Raw genomic sequence first — 16,728 nt, forward strand, 5'->3', positions numbered from 1 at the left:
TGCATTTCCCCGATCAGCTTATCAGATCCTTATGTATTACCCTTTTAAACTTTAATTACTTCTTTGGGAAGGCAGGTAATTTCATCCAGTGGGTAAAATCAGAGATTTCTACTTTATCACCACCTACAATAAATTTATTGGCTATTTCGCTAAAGTATCCAAAGTAAATCTGTCCGCCATCAAAAAGCAGAACATCTTCTCCCTGCTCGGGCATGCTATCTTTAATTAAAATCCAGTTCATAGTTCTAAAAAATCCAAATATCGTTTATTGTTTTGGATTATTGAAGACATTACTAAAGCCTTTCAGAATCTGTAACCAAAAAGGATCTTATTACTAGAAGAATGATGGGGAGATGAGTGGCAATTGCAAAGCACGGCGCATAAAAAAAGCCCTGTAGCTATGAGAGCAGCAGGGCAACCTAAACCTTATCACAATTTGAACAAATATAGAATTAATATTAGAAACAAGCTAATATTTCTATTTTTTTTCCTGATAAGGCAACCAGGCAACATTCCCCTATCATTGATTTAAACCAAAGATCCTGGTTACTGTTAAAACGTTCATGGAGATCAGTAAGCACTCAGACTCGACTAACGACAATTTTTTGAGGGATAAGGAGCAGTTTTACAACCAGGTGTTGCAGAGCATTGAGGAATATGCTGTGTTTACAATTGATATGGAAGGTAGGATCACCAGCTGGAACACCGGTGCGTTTTATCTTTTCGGTTATAGCTCTATAGAGATCTTAAACAGAAGTGGCGATATCTTATATACTCCTGAAGATATCGCTGCTCATGTTCCTGAAATGGAAATGGAAGGTGCGCTGCACGAAGGAAGAGCCGTGAATGAACGATACCATGTAAAGAAAGATAGAAGCCGGTTTTGGGGAAGCGGCCTTGTTTTTCCTCTATTCGATAAAGAGGGCAAACACCAGGGTTTTACCAAGGTAATGAGAAACATGACCTGGGTGAAGGATACTGAGGAGGAGAACCGGGAAATTAATGCCTTTGCTCACAAATTGGTTTCTACATCCCTGGAGGCGTTTATTGTCTTAAACCAGGATCTCACGATCAATAACTACAGTGAACCATTCAGAGAGATCTTTAATCTGGAAGAGAAACAATACCGGGGGTCGTCCATCTATGAGGTTTTAGGGTCGAAAGTGGAAATCAAGGAGCTACAGCTTTTATTTGACACGATTTTAAGCGATAAGGATGCGTATAAGGACTATGAGCTTCACATTATAACTGGCGCAGCTAAGAAGAAAATCATCAAAGTAGATACCCGCCGCTTTACCATCAATGAAAATGGTAAGCAGGTGCTTATGCAAGCTTTTGAGGATGTTACAGAAAAAAAGGCTTTGCAGGAGATGAAGGACCTGTTTATCGGTGTGGCGAGTCATGAAATAAAAAATCCGCTCGCTGTGCTCAGGGTTTACGCACAGCTTTTGGAAAGAGAATTAAAAGATCATCCGAATGAACGGGTTAAGCAAGCGGTAGACAAGGTCAACGAACACGGCAACCGGCTCATGCATCTCATATCCCGCCTGCTTGACCTTTCCCGCTTGGAAAACTTTGAGGTGCTGCCTAAGATGGAAGAGTTTGATCTATACGCGCTCGTGCTAAAGGTAGTAGAAGACCTGAGACTCACCCACCCTAGTCACGAGGTGTTCTTTGACGAGATCATCTCCGAGAGCGTTTGTGCAGACCCGGTTCGAATACAACAAGTGCTGGTGAACCTTATTTCCAATGCCATCAAATATTCACCAGGTGCCGACCATATCGTGGTAAGTATAAGACTGGATGATCAAAGAAAAGCGGTAGTGGTTTCCGTCCACGACCTCGGCCCCGGCATAAAGGAATCTGAAAAAGAAAAGCTCTTTTCAAAGTTCCAACGGACAGAAAATGCTGTCAAAAGTAAAATTACCGGAGCTGGCCTTGGCCTCCACATCAGCAAGGAAATTGTCGAGCAGCACGGGGGAGAGCTTTGGTTTGAAAGTACAGAAGGCATGGGGACCTCTTTCTATTTCAGCCTTCCGCTTGTAGCCTGTCTTTAAACCTAAAATCTACAGATCCAGGAGAAAGCCAAGCCTCTACTTCAACTGTAACCATGCCACTGCCGCACCCTTGAAAGGTGACTGAAGGGTACCCTGCTTCGAAATAACTGTTCCCTTAGAGATCATCTCTCCCGAAGCCGGGTTTATCCAGTTCACACTGTATTTCTTCGCATCATCGTCGAGGTTAATTTTTACCTGGCCATCCTGTGAAAACACAATATATCCCTTAGCCTTCTCCCCAAGCACATAGGTTCCTGAAGGCTGATCCTTTATCTTCATAGGGCGAAACTTCAGAGCTTCCTGCAGAAATCGTTTGTTTTGTACTGGTAAATTTGCCAGGGAACCTCCCGCCATGAACGCTGCCCAGTTCCCATATTCTCCGCCCTGACGGGAATACACGATTGCTTTATCAGGGTATTTAAGACGAAACTCAGTCACCGCCCGGTATACCTGATCGAAAGAAGTTTCGCCTACCTCCATAATTCGTGCATATTGTCGCTCGGTAAGGCTCTGACCACCCGTTGGCGAATACAAACTCCCATCCTTGCGGTACTGCCACTGGACAACTTCCACAATATCCACCAGCTTAGAACGACGAGGGTCTGCAAGAATCGCATCCTGTACGTCTTTTGTACCGGGTAACATCACCATCAAATCTTTATTATTCTCCTTTTGCCATTCTGCGATGATATCCAGCCAGAACTGTACAAAATGCAGAGGACCCGTATATTCAAGTCCCAGGTGATGCACCACATTTTTATTATCCTTAAACTCATCCAGACTTTTGCGAATGTAATTCCTGTGCAGCTGCTTCCTGACGGCGTTAGTTGTATCGTAAAACTCAACTGCCATGTAAATACGTTTATCGCCTGCGTAAGCAGGATTCTCAGCAAAGCCGGTGTTATTGATATTGTTTGCTGTTCTCCAGGGATAATCCGCCCAATGTGCGCCTTCTTCAATAATATTGTGCTGCAGATAGTGCTCCTGGATAAACAGCAGGCCGTTTTGATCCGCGAGGGTCGCGAATTGCTTTAATCGAGACCAGTACCAGGGATTCCATTTGGTGAGGTCGTATTTACTCAGGCGATCAAAGGCTTCAGCCTGGCCGGTGCGGCTGAAAGGCTGCTCATAAAAAGGAGCCCATACATCAGCATCTGCACGGCGGCTTCTGGCATGATCATCCCTCCTCCGCTCATACCACAGGGCCGGAAAGTTCTGCATAGATACCATATTCATAGCCTTCATCTTGCTAACTACCGAATCGAGATCGTCTGTTAATCCTGAACCGCTGCGACCAGGAACAAAGCGAACGAGGTTTAAATTTGCAGTTGAAACTTCCCCCGGCCGGGTTGAACCCCTCCACATCGAAGTCCTGCCTTTTCTTCCGGTCAATACCTCATCCCCTTTTACAATCCATCCTCCGGAAAACCGTATAGACGGAGCAGGTTTTGGAAGACTTGCTTTAGCAGGAAGCTTAATTGCAGCCAAACGGCGCGCCCCCGACAGATCAGATATTAAGGGATAACGGGCAATCATAGAATCGATCCAGCTAAATAGCGTAAGATCAGGCTGCTTTGAACGCTCGCTGTATTGGGCAGCAAGCTCTGGAGAGGGAGCTGAGCCGGATGAAGAGGTGTAGACCAATAGCTTATCCAATTCGGGCGAATCTTTCCCTGTTCTCGCCTGTAGCTGTGCATAATAGAAACTCTCAGGCTTTAAAAAACCATGCGGCTTTTCGTGAAAGCCGTTCCCATAGCCCTGCGCCCAGCTTCCGTAGGCCCAATTCTGCGCTCCCGGAGGGTTTGATAAATAAAGCTTCGCTGCCCTTGCCTGCCAGCTTAGTGAATTGGCTGTAGTCCATCCGCCTCCCTGTCCATCCACATCCCGGTAATCCATGAACATATTTCCCCCATCAACCGTCACTTTATCAAACAGCACTCCTGTAGACCATCCCCCTACTGTGCCGCTGAAGTTAAAGGGTAAATACGAGTAGCATTGAACAAACGCATTCGGTCCCGCAGCAGAAAAGCCTACCGAAAAATCATGATAGCCGTATTCCGCATAACAGCGTTGAAACAATACCTGCTGCCCTAATGTCTGGAAGGAAAGGCGGCGATAATTTCCTATCTCCCCAACCGGCGAAAGAGATTTACAGTCTTCCACAGTAACGCGACTGGCAGTTTCCCAAACCGCTACGGCAGAACTTACAAAATGCTGTGCTTCGACACGGCGTACCCAGGCATCCTCTACGTTCTCCAGCGTTATAGCCATCCAGCGATGGTTCTCGTCTTTCGGATTAGCGCTGTCGAAAGCAGAAACACAGTTCAGGTTTTCAACACCAACATTGCGGATACGTCCTTCCCAGGTATATTTGGCAACAGTACTGCCACCATATTTCGGGTCGAGCGAGTTGCTGAGAGGAAGGTCGATGGTAATAGTATTATGATCTGCCGCTACTACCCTTCGCAGCCAGTCCTGATCGAAGTCACCAGCCTCCCAATGCGTTAAATGGTAGTTTACATAAGTACCGATCTTGTCGGCCCCTATCGATCGTATCCATTCTTCAGTGGATGGTCGTTTAACGATGATCCTATCCCCGGCTTTAAAATTATGGGGCGACTTAAAACTCAGGGTCAGGGCATTTACCGGAACATAGACGTTCTGCAAGGGAACAGCTGCCTCTGCTTTTCTATCATTTTTTCCGGACACCCTGATCAGCGTTTCCCTGCCTGTGCCTTTTGCGACTAAGATTGTTCCCTCCTTGCCTGGTCCGGCTCCCCGTAAAACAACCCCGCTTGCAATTATTTCCAGCGAGCCTGCAAGTTCAAATTCCCCCTTCTCCAGCAATACAGCACCGCGAAAGCCAGCTTTATTCAGGGGCAGAGAAGAAACGTAATCAATGGCCAATTGAATTGCCTTTGTAGCATCCCCCTTCATGGAAGGAACAATAACTTTCACCGGAACATTCGGGATAGGTTCATTAGAGTTCTGATATCCGCAATAGGAATAGTCCGGAACCCTGTCGCCATTCGGTGCCTTTGTATAGCTTAAATCTCCTGTTGCTGTAATCTGAACACGCGGCGTGTCAAGCGGTGCTTCCTGAGCCCTCAGGTTTGTAGAAAGAACATTGCATAGGATGATAAAAAGGCCTATGCCCGGAAATTTATTAAACATGCTAAAATGGCTGAATGATCTAAATGTTACTGGTTATTTTAGGAAGATTCAGAACTTCCTGCCGCCTAATTTCGAGAAAGCGGATGAGACTTGCAAAGTGGGGTGGTTTTGTAAGGAGAATGGTACAATCCGAGATTCTCGAGGCGTCGTTCCAAGTCGGTATCTTTCGTAACGAAGCTCTTCCTCCTGGCAGAAACAAAGACAAAAACTGCGCCCCTATTACCTAATGATGGTCTGCGAATAGGCATCAGGAAGCTTTAAATAAATATTATTTGGGCGGTATTATACATGGGCTAATTGTGCATTACCAAGGTTAACCCGAATATTAAGCGCAAAATTAAATGAAGCTGGCCGCCCCAAGAAGGCATGAAGGAACTAAAAAAGCAGGAATTGAAATAGAGGGAAGAGGAGGATAATAAAATGAACCCGATACAACAATGTTTTAATAGGAACGTATTATATTTGTATACATGAAACGACGCCTGTTTATGTCGTCATTCAAAATTAAAGAATAAGTGTCGTGAAAAACCAAAAATCACATACAACGCGAGACAATTGCAGTAGTTCTAAAAAGAATCCTTTCCGTAAATTGATAGAGGATAAGGAGAAGATTGCTAAAGCATATCAAGAAAACCGCCCTTTATCATCGTTAGGTATTTCCTTTGTTAAACCACTATAATTGGATTGAAACCTCTGAAGGTTACGAGTTCTCCACAGCCCATAAATTAGATTTTCTAGCCTATTTTACGAATTTTTATTTACAAAATCCTAAGACTGAGCAGGACGTTGAAGTATATTCTCTTGGTATTACTTGTAAACAGGGAGATGATTTTAATGTACACAGAAGAGATTCGCTGATAAGAAATACTGTAATAACTATTGTTCAGGACTTCTTTTTAAAAAACAATGATGAGGTTGTTCTATATGTTTGCATGACAGATGATAGTGCAAGAAAAAGAAGGATAACATTTGGCCGCTGGTTTAGAGAGTTAGGAGATCAGGAATACGAAAAACACGATTGCAGGGAGGAATGCACTAAAGAAGGTTTTTATAGCTCTATGATTGTTAAAAGCGATAATACGAGGAAGAATGAGTTTGTAGAATCATTTCATTACACAATTAATAGCTATTTCGGACTTCCTGATTTAGACAGGACGACAACGTCTTCTCCTATACACACAAGGTCGTAGAATCGCTACCGCACAGGTCAAATCCTTTCACCTGGACAGAACCTGTTATTCGTCTGGGGATGTACACCCAGCAGCCTTTTATTGATTCTCTAAATACATAAAAGCTGTACTCAGCTTTTCACCAATTAATTGGTGAAAATAAATGGATTCCTTCTCGAAGTGTAGGCACGATCCCTGTTAGGTTTCCCTCTGATCAGCAACCCAACGACACAGGAAACACGTAGATGTAAGTTTTCCTGGAAATGACCCTAATAATTATTTTGAATGGCGTGCCAATGTCAAATCAAAAGGGCGAGCCTTATTGATGCTGGCCTTGTATTCTGAGGTCGGCGAAAATGATGCTCCTACAGTCATTTATGAAGGTTCTCACATCGATATTGCACGGTTATTGTCTCAAGTGATTATTACGAAAACCAGTAATAAAAGAACTCTAATTACCGCCTATTAAACTTTACAAAAAATGTAAATTTTTACTACATTGAGACTACTAGTAATGGATCGCTTGCAGTTAAGGTTAAGAAGGTTGAGAATAACGACTTTCCCAAGATTACTAAGAAGCGTTTTTTCTTTGATTGGAAGTCATTAAAGTATGAAAACGAAATTTCAAGCTGGTAACTATCCCTTGTATATCCTTATTGCCTAAAACAAGTTTAAAACAACATTATATTGAAGCCTATGGCTTTCTGGATGGCGGAAGGCAGATATATTTAGAGGGAAACGAATTAATAAATTTAATAAGGAAGTACTACAAATGAAACAGGATAAAATAAATGGGCTATCAGGGAAAGAAATTGCAGAAGCGTTTGTCATTCCCCAGACAATAAGTAATGAAGATAAAAAACTGGCAGATGCAGAATTAAATGAGAAGAGAAAAGCAAGAAGAAAACACTCTCTAACAAATTCATTCCCGCTCTTCAATGGTTTAAACTTATTGAAAAAGAAAAAGAACACGATCTGGTTAGCAACCAAGAATTGCGAAAACTAGAAGCACCTAATGTATCAGGCAGGCTGGCTTTATCCTTTTAATATGCCGAGTCCCCTCTCTATCACTACTGGTCTTTGCGTCTCGCTAAGACCAGTAATGAGGTAACTGAAGGTACCGAACTTGTCGGCCCCTATAGGAAGTTGCCTATTTTTTTATATCTTAAACCTAATTTGAAAAGAGTCTATCCATGAAAAATATGCAGGAAGTTGCCTATGGCTTGTTTTATGTGCTTAGGGTTTTCGCCCTCTTTCTCATCCTGTTGACCTCTTATTCTACGTCAGCACAGCAAAAGAAGCTTCCGGTATTAAAAGCAGAAAAAAATCGCATCTCTTTAATCATCGATTCGGTATCCTACGGTGAGGCGGTGGTTTTAAACCCTAAGCTAAAACCAGATCTATTGAATTTCCCTATCAAGAAGGAGCTCATGCACCTGGTATTCAAGTCGGCGATCGACTCTCTTAGCATCAACTTAAAGGGCGGCGAAAATTTCGACTTTATGGTGATCAATCAGGAAAGTAACGACTCGGCCTATTTAAGGGCTGTGGGTCAGAAGTTCACTAATCCAGCAAGATTTAGCAAGTTCTATCAGAAATCAAATAATCTCAAAACAACGATCGATATTCCTCCAGTGTACGAGCTTATCAATATCGTAATTGCCCTAACACCGAGCGCGGCCAAAAAACCGGAACCTTGCTTTCAGGTACTCTGATTATTACAAGACAGTAATGGCAAATTTTGGTCAGTACAAGGATGAACCAATTGTGAAGCAAATTGACTCGCTACTTAAAGAAGATAAGTACGCTCACCTAAAAATGGATGGTTATTCTTTCGAGATGCATAATGGAAAGATTGTGAAGAGCAAGGTTTATGACCGTGTTTCCTGGGGTGCAGTTAATACCCTAAGGCCATTTGAGAAGGAACTACAGGCGTTCGCGACTAAAATCAATTTCAATTCTTTTTACAAGTCTAATAAACATTTGTATGATGACCAGATCCGTTGCTATCGCGATTCTATAAAATTACCTCAGATGATATCTTGGTTACGCCAGAATTACCCTACAACAAACTACAACACCTTCAAGGTGATATTTTCCCCGTTAGTTGCCGGAAATCAATCTGCAAACTACTTTACCAGTAATAATTTTAAAGAAGCCCAAGCTCACGTTAATTTTCCTTATCTGCGAAACTATTATGATGATAAATTAAGCGAAGAGGCCATAAATCTAAACCGGGGCAGCATTGTATTCACCGAGCTAAATCATTGTTTCAATGACCCTGTAACAGAAAAGCATCAACGGTCCAGTGATTTTGTTTCGGCTTTCTCCAATCTCGACATCTGGCTTGAAAAGGATAAACCCGCCAGCTCGTACAACAATTCCCTGGCTTGCTTCAATGAATACATGAACTGGGGACTCCTGAGCCTCTATTTCTTAGATTTTGCTCCATCTTCTGAAAAACAAAAACTCATCTACTCGATCGAAAATAATATGAAGAAATACAGGGGTTTCAAACGCTTCCCTGAGTTCAACCAGTTTCTGATTGCTTTATATAAAAATAAAGGCCAAAAACCCCTGGCAGATTATTATCCAAAAATCATCCATTGGTTTGCCAGCAACAAGGGATAAGTCAATCTGAAATCAGATCATCTTTAAAATTTGTGAATTCTTTTATTGCATTGGCATGTTTCCAATTAATATCGGTAGTATAAAGAATATGCAGAATCTCTCCGTCATTAATATATCCAGGAATTTCCTTTAATGTATTCTCGGCATATTTTTTAGCAGCAATCATAAGTACTCTTTAATAGAATTATTATAAGAGGTCCTTCTCAAAAATCAGATTGCTCTGCTTCTAATCCATTCCCTGTGAGACACACCCCATTTACATAAGGCTATAATAACCTCCTTCAGAGTATAGCTATATTCGCTAAGCTCGTAATTAATCATTGCGGGATAGGTTTCCACTATCCGCCTAACCACAAATCCATTCAACTCCAGTTCCTTTAATTCGTGAGACAATACAGTAGCTGAGATCCCCTTCACACCGCGCTGCAACTCATTAAACCGCAGAGAGCCATCCAATAAAGCGGTAATTATTTTTAATTTCCACTTTCCCCCAATAGCGTAAAGAGCATCGTCAATCGCTAATGAATAAGATGTGCAAGCTTCTCTACTCGGATGTTCTGAGCTGAATATTATAGTTTTATCTTCCATTCCACTAAGTAAAACATTAGCACTAAGCTTTAACTAAGCACCAATAAAAGTTAATGAAAGGTAAGTAATTTTAAACTTCCTATAGCTGTTGAACTATAAATATTAAGCTGAGCTTTTATGAAATATAAACTTTTTGGAAAAAATAGCGGACTTTTCGTAAGTGAATTTGTGCTAGGGACAGGTATGTTTGGCACTACTTCCGGTTACGGTGCAACAATGGAAGAATGCGAAAAAATATTTAATGCTTATAGCGATCAAGGTGGAAATTTTATAGATACCTCCGATGCTTACCAATTGGGACAAGCCGAAGAAATTACGGGGAAACTAATCGTGGGGAGGAGGAGTAATTATGTTATAGCCAGTAAATATTCCAGAGGACATGCACTAGCTTCAACAGGCAACATAGGTAACCATCGCAAAGCATTAAGAGAGGGAATTGAGGCTAGCCTGAAAAGATTAAAAACAGACTATATCGACCTGTATCTTGTGCACTTTGAGGATAAATATACACCCCTGGAGGAAATCGTAAGAGGTATGGAGGACCTGGTTCAAAGTGGAAAGGTACTGTATTGGGGTCTTTCTAACTTTAGTCCCTGGCGAACTGCCGCAGCCGCCACTTTTGCAAAAAGCACGCATAGGCCTCCCCTCACCGCTATTCAAATTGAATACAATCTTTTACAAAGGGCTGTGGAACAGGAATATTGGCCTTTGGCTAATGAAATGGGACTGGCAATTATGGCTTATTCACCAATGGCAGGCGGAATGTTAACTTCAAAGTACCGGAAAGGTGAGTCAGGCCGACTAAAGCAAGGATCGGGAGAGGCAATAGACTATAAAACATCTTCAGTTTTAGACGTTCTGGAAACCATTTCCGTCCAAACTGGCTTTTCCTGCGGCCAGTTAGCCACAGCCTGGGTTCGAACAAAAGGCGTTTTTCCTATTATTGGGGCCCGCACTGTTGAACAATTTGCCGAAAACATCAGATCTGGTTTAATAAATTTATCCCCTGAGCAGCTTGAAGCATTAGACGAGGTTAGCCAGGTAAGGCGCCTTTATCCTCACCATATTGATGGTCAGAAGATCTTAACTCAAAATGGGAAAATCACCCTGGATTATGATACCCAACTGAAGTAACACTAACTTCATCTTCTACTGACCTGAGCGTCTCGCTCAGACCTAATACCCCCACCCGCAAACTGGTCCTAGCATCCTCGCGACCAGAAATGGCTGAACCTACGACCAGTAATGAGGGGTAAAAAAGGATTTCCCGTTTTAGCCCATGAAGAACAGATTTGACTACGGTAATTTATAACTGAAGGAAGCCTTTACCTTTTTGGTTAGAGAAGAACATATTCCCCAACCGTTCTCTCTTTCCGTAAGTGTTCCTTCGAGTGCTCCGGTAAAATAGCCTTTAACCGATGTAATGGTCATTTCTCCCGTCATCTGTCGATACACACCAGTGCACCAGGTTCCACTTACGAAGCCACGTCCACTCCCCACATCAGCTACGAGATAAACACTACCAGGAACCGGCATCGGACCAAACACAAAGTTTCCAGTGCGGATCCCAACAGCTTTAAGGTCAAAAGCACCAGGAGATGTTTCAGAATAATTCCATGCACCAGCAGCATACTTACATATTTCTTCATCTCTATCTTTAATTAATAAATCAGTTGAGTAGCCTGAAAATCCTAATCTTTAACCGCGTTTATACTAAGAATAATCTCAACCTCAGGTAATATATAGAGCGCTTGTGCCGGATCGTTATAGCTGGTCATTCCCCAGTTCAAACGGTTAATCTTTAAAAATGCATGCGTATGAAGCCCCGCCTCATCGTTGGTGATCTTTGCAGGAAAACTGATTTGATGGGTCTGTCCGATCATTGAAAAATCTCCGGTCACTTCATAGTTAGCACCCTCGACAGCTGAAGGTGTACCTCCATTGTACGGTTTTACTGAAGTAATATGAAAGCTGGCCTCAGGATGCAGGGCGAGGTTAAAGAAATCAGGACTTTTCAAATGGTCAAGCAATTCTTCCCGCGGCCCCTCGGGAAGGTCGTAGTTCTTGATACTTGCGATAGGAATGCGAAAGTCACCAGCACTAAGCACGCCCTTCCCATCCGTTTTCAAGTCGCCCTTTACCCCGAATGATCCAACATGAAAATGATCGGTAGCACTTCCTTTCCATTCAACCTTTGAGGCATCCTCCTTAACGGAGTAGGTGGTAGTTGCATTCTCGTCTTTCTGACAAGACAATAGTAGTGTAAGCGCCAGTACTGGCGCAGATAGATATTTAATTTTCATAATAATTTGCCTGTAAGTACTGCTCGCTTCTAAAGCGATCTCAATGTTATCTTTCATATTCTCCGATATCTTTCCTGCAAAGTTGGGCCGTTGGGGAGAAAATCTTTTGTAAAAAACCGACATGCCCCGGTTTCGCTAACATCACAACAAGCGCTAGAGATTGGCGAAGCATTTACCATGAGTAACATAGAATTCAGCAGTCGACTTCTTTTTCAAACGCGAAGGACTAAGTCCCGTCAGACTGGTAAAATCTTTGGAGAAATGAGCCGGGTCAAAATAACCAAGTTCATAAGCAAGTTTGGAGAGCGAAAGATCAGGATCCTTGTTAAGCCGGGAAAAGGCGGTATTGAGACGAATGAAGCGTCCAATCTCTTTAGGTGATAAACCCACCTTAGCCCTGAAAATACGTTCGAGCTGTCGTCCCGTAATTCCCAGCTGCTGCTCCAGATCTGCCAGCCGGTAATTGCCCGTACTTTGATATAACTGAGACAGGGTATGCTCCACATAAGCTTCCTGAGGCGATTTTGGCAGAAGCTTACCGATGAAGAACTTATCCAGGATCTTCACCCGGGCTAAATCATCTTCAGCCTCATGCAAACTTTCAGGCACCTCATTAGCCTGCTTACCCCAAATATCTTCCAGGGCAATACAAGGGAGGTCAGTCAACTCATCCATTTGATAAGCCATGATCCGTTGGATACCAGCAGGCTTAAATTGTACTTTCGTAAGTCGGGTGTGCCCCTGAAACTTCAACCAAATTGGGTTACGTAGCTGCCCCACCACAAAAGAGCGAGGTGTGACCCTCATTTCCTCCTCCGCATTTCGCAAGCTGTAATGATGTGGGTCTCCATAAAGAAAGAGTATCGAAATCTGTCCGAAAGGAATAAGCCTCCAGACATCAGATAGTAAAGTTTCGGCATTCCAATCAATATCGACCATCATATAATGGTCAATGTAGGCCGACAGTGAGCCTTTAGGCAGATAGATTTTGGCAGTGTTCACGTGATCGAATTTTAATCAGGAACACGAATTTAAAACCCTGCTACTACCAGGCAAGTTCAGTCGACGTAGGGCTGTTTTTGTCGATAGAAAGCAAATTTAGAGGATAAACGTTGAGGCTTAGAACAAGCTAAGGTTCAGGCATTGAGGAAACGTTTATAGCAATTCTGTTTGTAGTTACGCCCTATCGGAAGTTCCTTCCCCACAACCTTTACGTAGCTCGGGTGGAATGATTCGATCTTGTCCAGGGAAACAATGAAAGAACGGTGAATTCGCACAAAATCCATCGTGGGCAGTAGTTGTTCTACCACACTGATCTTGTATTTTGATATCAGCTCCCGGTCATTCACCACCACCCTGATATAGTCTTTCACACTCTCAATCCATAAGATATCAGAAGTCTTCACTTTCAAATTTTCCCGCTTCACGCGTAAGTACAAAAACTGCTCCCGGTTCAATGCCGGCTCAGGCAGGGGGGCAGTAGTCGCTGGCAGGTTAGAACCCAGTCCAAAGCTATCCCCAACTCTGTTCATTGCTTTAACAAAACGGTCAAAAGGGATGGGTTTCAAGAGATAATCTACTGCTCCCAGATCAAAACCCTCCAAGGCATACTCCTGGTACGCGGTCGTAAAGATCACCTTTGGCGGATCCGCAAGGCCTTTAATAAATTCTGTACCCAGCAGTCCAGGCATCTTAATGTCCATGAAGACAAGATCAATACCACCAGACTTAATGACTTCAGCAGCCCTGAGCGCATTGTGACTGGTACCTGCAATCAGCACTTCCGGAAAATTTTCCAGGTATCGCTCAATAACTTCGATGGCATGAGGTTCATCATCTACAATTAAACATTTGATAGCCATAGATTAAACGATATAGGCAGGATGGCCAATTTCAACTTTAAGGACCGCAATATACAGCTCTTCCTCATCCAAAAGGTCCAAAAAATATCTGCCAGGGTACAATAACTCAAGCCTTTTCCTAACGTTACTCAAACCCACTTTTTCAAAATCCTTTCTTGCTGAATTGGCAACCCCAGGCGGCTTACTATTGCTAACCTTGAAGGATAAATTGTTCCCCTCCACCAGTAGCTCTATGTTTATCCAGGGAGCATCAACAGTCTCACTAACACCATGCTTAAAGGCATTCTCTACCAGGGGTAACATCAGCAAAGGAACGATCTTTTGCTCATTCACCTCTCCAATAAGATTAAAATTCAGGTCCAGTCGCTCCTCATACCTGATCTTTTCCAAAGCGATATAGCTCTCCAGGATCTCGATATCCCGCTTTAGCGACACCTCTTCTGAATTGCCCTCGTACAGAATATACCTCAGAATAGAAGACAGGCCCAGTACAATTCCGGGGACTTGCTTAGACTGCTGAAGCGACAAGGCGTAAAGATTATTTAAGGTATTGAAAAGAAAGTGTGGATGGATCTGTCCCTTAAGAAAATTAAGCTCGGCCTGCAAAGCCGCCTGCCTTCTTTCAAACCACATTTTAATAAACTTTAATGAGACGCCAAGCCAGACAATCACATTGCATCTTTCTACCGCATTAACAAAGTCGTGGGGATTTAGAAGCTGTTCAGAAAAGCTTCCATCGAGTTTAGACCAGGTAAAATTCTTTTCGGTTGCACTTAAAACCCGGAAGATGTATGGATCTGAAATCAGGATCTCATTGAGACGATAAACGACAGCCGCCATAAAAGCGCTTAGCAGGCATGCAAAGAAGGTAAGGATATATTGCTGCCTGAAAAAGTAGCGGGGAATTACCCAGTAAGCCACGGTATAGAAATAGAGCATATGTACCGGGATAAGCATCAGGATAACCTCAAAGCCCAGTTGAAAATTATCGAAAGCAGTTCCATAGATCCAGGTCAGGACTAAAATAGCGATCAACCAAAAGCCAGTATGCCTGAGGATAGACTCTTTCATGGAGGGGGTTTCGAATTTAGTTTCCATCAAATATAAAAATCCCTTGGTGTCCTGGAAAAAGCAATCCATCGACAAATCCTGGTGTCTATCGACGAAGCGAAACACCAGCAGTTCAGGTCCTTATTGGTCGTAGGACCGCTATCGCTTAACCTACGACCAGGAAGTAAGCATCAAACGTTCCACACTTTACTGGTCTGAGCGTCTCGCTCAGACCAGTAAAGTGTAGTCCGTTGACGGCACCAAACTCACTTGGTACTAATAAAGGAATCCGAACATCCATAAGGGAATAGTATTACCGTAGCCGTATTCTATGTCATCTAATGCAAGGAAAGAGTTGGGAATGTTTTTAACCTGTTTGCTGGTTTTGTTCTTTCCTCCAACTTCAAATAAATACTGGTCGTTCACTTTAAAATCTCCCAGGTCTGGATAAGTTACCTGTGCACCGCTGTTTCGTAACTGGGATAAGAAAAAAGTTTCTCTTTGATTGCCCGTGTCTGGTACTCCTTCTGCTAAAGCCGTTATCAAACTATTATTTTCAAGAAAGATCTTTTCCGGCTTATTCATTAAACTTATGCCATGTACTGAGGATCTCAAGCTATTTATGAGTTGTGCCTGCTCCAGGATATAAAGCATTTCTAGTAGTCGCACCCTGGAAGTTCCAATTTGTTCCGCAAGCTTAGAAATATTTGGTTTATACGGAACGCAGGTTGAAATGATATAGAGTAAACGCTTTAGCTTTGCTTGTGTACTAACTTCAATCGCTTTAGCTTCCGGCAGATCGTAATCAATAATAACATTTATGAGCTGATTTATTTTAGCGAGATATTCGCCCTCTCCTTCCATAATAAATGGATAGGAGCCGTACGACAGATATTCTTTGAAGTATTTAAGCGGCGAAGGAACCGTTTGAATTAAATGATCAGCCAAATTTCCTGAATTGGAAAGGAGGTCTCCCAAGCTTATTTTTTCAGTTTTAGTGGAATACCTTAAGGCGATATATTCCCTAAGGGAAAGCTCGGGAAGATAATAGCGGACAAGCCTGCGACTTAAATCGGCCTGCGACTTTTGAAGTTCCAGAATAGACGATCCCGAAATAACTAGCTGAAGCTCCGGAAAAAAGTCATAGATATTTTTTATAGCAGACTGCCAGTCTTCGTATTTATGAACCTCGTCCAGAAAAAGGTGCCTGCCGCCTTCATTGTAAAATGTCTCTGCTACTTCTGTTAGAGGATGTTGTTTAAAATAGAGATCATCCAGAGAAACGTATAGGGTTTTATCGGCAGGCAAACTTTCCTTGATATACTGAAGCATAAGCGTTGACTTTCCAGTCCCTCTTGCGCCCTCGATGCAAATAGCACGAGAACTCCAATTGATAGATTCGCTCAGACTTCTCTTGAAAGCAGTTGAAACAGACCCTAAAACACGCCGATATTTACTGTAAAGCGATTGCATTGTACCATCAAAGATACAAAAAATAGCAAAAATCGTTTCACAAAAGAAACACTCCTCCCCTACCCATCCTTTAACCAAGGCTTTCCTTTAATACTGAACGCTTTTCATAATTTAATGGAGGATAGAGAAGATTTAGGTAAGATCAGTAGTGAGATTAGTAAGGAGACCCCTAATAAATTGCGAACACGATTCAGGGTGCTGGTCTGAGCGTCCCGCTCATACCTAATATTATTACCTTCCACACCCTCTACTGGTCTGAGCGTCCCGCTCAGACCTAATATTATTACCTTTACCACACTTATTTTCGAACACAAGTTGAGGGAAAGTGATAGTACAGCTATTATATTTTATAAGAAGTACGCATTCATTCATTTGAATGATAGCCTCAGGATGTTTTACCAATGTAAACGGACAGGCAACT

The 16,728-nt window shown here is 42.6% G+C and carries 16 protein-coding genes; 6 read left to right on the forward strand and 10 right to left on the reverse strand.

Annotated features, from left to right (window positions below; translation table 11 throughout):
* Positions 1 to 55: 55 nt before the first annotated feature.
* Positions 56 to 241: a DUF551 domain-containing protein gene (locus J4N24_RS05445; RefSeq protein ID WP_207532649.1), complete on the reverse strand. Its 186-nt coding sequence runs from the start codon at positions 239 to 241 to the stop codon at positions 56 to 58.
* Positions 242 to 563: 322 nt separating this feature from the next.
* On the opposite strand from J4N24_RS05445, the gene J4N24_RS05450 reads away from it, so the two are divergent.
* Entirely contained in the window at positions 564 to 2,057 is a 1,494-nt protein-coding gene (locus tag J4N24_RS05450) for a sensor histidine kinase (protein WP_207532650.1), read from the forward strand.
* Between the two features lie 36 nt (positions 2,058 to 2,093).
* On the opposite strand, the gene J4N24_RS05455 is transcribed toward J4N24_RS05450, so the two are convergent.
* The gene (locus tag J4N24_RS05455; protein ID WP_207532651.1) at positions 2,094 to 5,231 is read right to left on the reverse strand and encodes a DUF6298 domain-containing protein; all 3,138 of its coding nucleotides are present in this window, start codon (positions 5,229 to 5,231) and stop codon (positions 2,094 to 2,096) included.
* A 662-nt stretch (positions 5,232 to 5,893) separates the two neighbouring features.
* On the opposite strand from J4N24_RS05455, the gene J4N24_RS05460 reads away from it, so the two are divergent.
* From J4N24_RS05460 to J4N24_RS05475, 4 genes are all read left to right on the forward strand, one after another.
* A complete protein-coding gene (locus tag J4N24_RS05460) occupies positions 5,894 to 6,421 on the forward strand; it encodes a DUF6169 family protein (protein ID WP_207532652.1) in 528 nt (175 codons plus the stop codon).
* A 751-nt stretch (positions 6,422 to 7,172) separates the two neighbouring features.
* Positions 7,173 to 7,406, forward strand: coding sequence for a hypothetical protein (locus J4N24_RS05465; RefSeq protein ID WP_207532653.1), 234 nt, complete (start codon positions 7,173 to 7,175; stop codon positions 7,404 to 7,406).
* Positions 7,407 to 7,593: 187 nt separating this feature from the next.
* Positions 7,594 to 8,115: a hypothetical protein gene (locus tag J4N24_RS05470; RefSeq protein ID WP_207532654.1), complete on the forward strand. Its 522-nt coding sequence runs from the start codon at positions 7,594 to 7,596 to the stop codon at positions 8,113 to 8,115.
* Between the two features lie 16 nt (positions 8,116 to 8,131).
* On the forward strand, positions 8,132 to 9,031 hold the full coding sequence (locus J4N24_RS05475) for a DUF4932 domain-containing protein (RefSeq protein WP_207532655.1): 900 nt from the start codon (positions 8,132 to 8,134) through the stop codon (positions 9,029 to 9,031).
* Between the two features lies 1 nt (position 9,032).
* Here the strand turns inward: J4N24_RS05475 and J4N24_RS05480 are convergent, their stop codons facing one another.
* Both J4N24_RS05480 and J4N24_RS05485 read right to left on the reverse strand, forming a co-directional pair.
* Complete coding sequence (locus tag J4N24_RS05480) at positions 9,033 to 9,197, reverse strand: hypothetical protein (protein ID WP_207532656.1); 165 nt, start codon at positions 9,195 to 9,197, stop codon at positions 9,033 to 9,035.
* Positions 9,198 to 9,241: 44 nt separating this feature from the next.
* Positions 9,242 to 9,619, reverse strand: a complete 378-nt coding sequence (locus tag J4N24_RS05485) for a winged helix-turn-helix transcriptional regulator (RefSeq protein WP_207532657.1) — start codon at positions 9,617 to 9,619, stop codon at positions 9,242 to 9,244.
* A gap of 117 nt (positions 9,620 to 9,736) precedes the next feature.
* Here J4N24_RS05485 and J4N24_RS05490 point away from each other — a divergent pair, with 117 nt between their 5' ends.
* The gene (locus J4N24_RS05490; protein ID WP_207532658.1) at positions 9,737 to 10,753 is read left to right on the forward strand and encodes an aldo/keto reductase; all 1,017 of its coding nucleotides are present in this window, start codon (positions 9,737 to 9,739) and stop codon (positions 10,751 to 10,753) included.
* Positions 10,754 to 10,915: 162 nt separating this feature from the next.
* Here the strand turns inward: J4N24_RS05490 and J4N24_RS05495 are convergent, their stop codons facing one another.
* The 6 genes from J4N24_RS05495 to J4N24_RS05520 all read right to left on the reverse strand — a co-directional run bounded on the left by J4N24_RS05495 (position 10,916) and on the right by J4N24_RS05520 (position 16,307).
* Complete coding sequence (locus J4N24_RS05495; protein ID WP_207532659.1) at positions 10,916 to 11,167, reverse strand: hypothetical protein; 252 nt, start codon at positions 11,165 to 11,167, stop codon at positions 10,916 to 10,918.
* Between the two features lie 143 nt (positions 11,168 to 11,310).
* Positions 11,311 to 11,979 carry a YceI family protein gene (locus J4N24_RS05500; RefSeq protein ID WP_207532660.1) on the reverse strand — a complete coding sequence of 223 codons (669 nt, stop codon included), beginning with the start codon at positions 11,977 to 11,979 and terminating at the stop codon, positions 11,311 to 11,313.
* Between the two features lie 96 nt (positions 11,980 to 12,075).
* A complete protein-coding gene (locus J4N24_RS25830) occupies positions 12,076 to 12,924 on the reverse strand; it encodes an AraC family transcriptional regulator (RefSeq protein ID WP_207532661.1) in 849 nt (282 codons plus the stop codon).
* Between the two features lie 134 nt (positions 12,925 to 13,058).
* Positions 13,059 to 13,784 (reverse strand): LytR/AlgR family response regulator transcription factor, encoded by a 726-nt coding sequence (locus J4N24_RS05510; protein ID WP_207532662.1) that lies wholly within the window; start codon positions 13,782 to 13,784, stop codon positions 13,059 to 13,061.
* A 3-nt stretch (positions 13,785 to 13,787) separates the two neighbouring features.
* Positions 13,788 to 14,882, reverse strand: a complete 1,095-nt coding sequence (locus tag J4N24_RS05515; protein WP_242691520.1) for a sensor histidine kinase — start codon at positions 14,880 to 14,882, stop codon at positions 13,788 to 13,790.
* Positions 14,883 to 15,110: 228 nt separating this feature from the next.
* Positions 15,111 to 16,307: an ATP-binding protein gene (locus J4N24_RS05520; protein ID WP_207532663.1), complete on the reverse strand. Its 1,197-nt coding sequence runs from the start codon at positions 16,305 to 16,307 to the stop codon at positions 15,111 to 15,113.
* Between the last annotated feature and the right edge of the window lie 421 nt (positions 16,308 to 16,728).

Source organism: Desertivirga arenae (assembly GCF_017355785.1).
Lineage (GTDB): Bacteria > Bacteroidota > Bacteroidia > Sphingobacteriales > Sphingobacteriaceae > Desertivirga > Desertivirga arenae.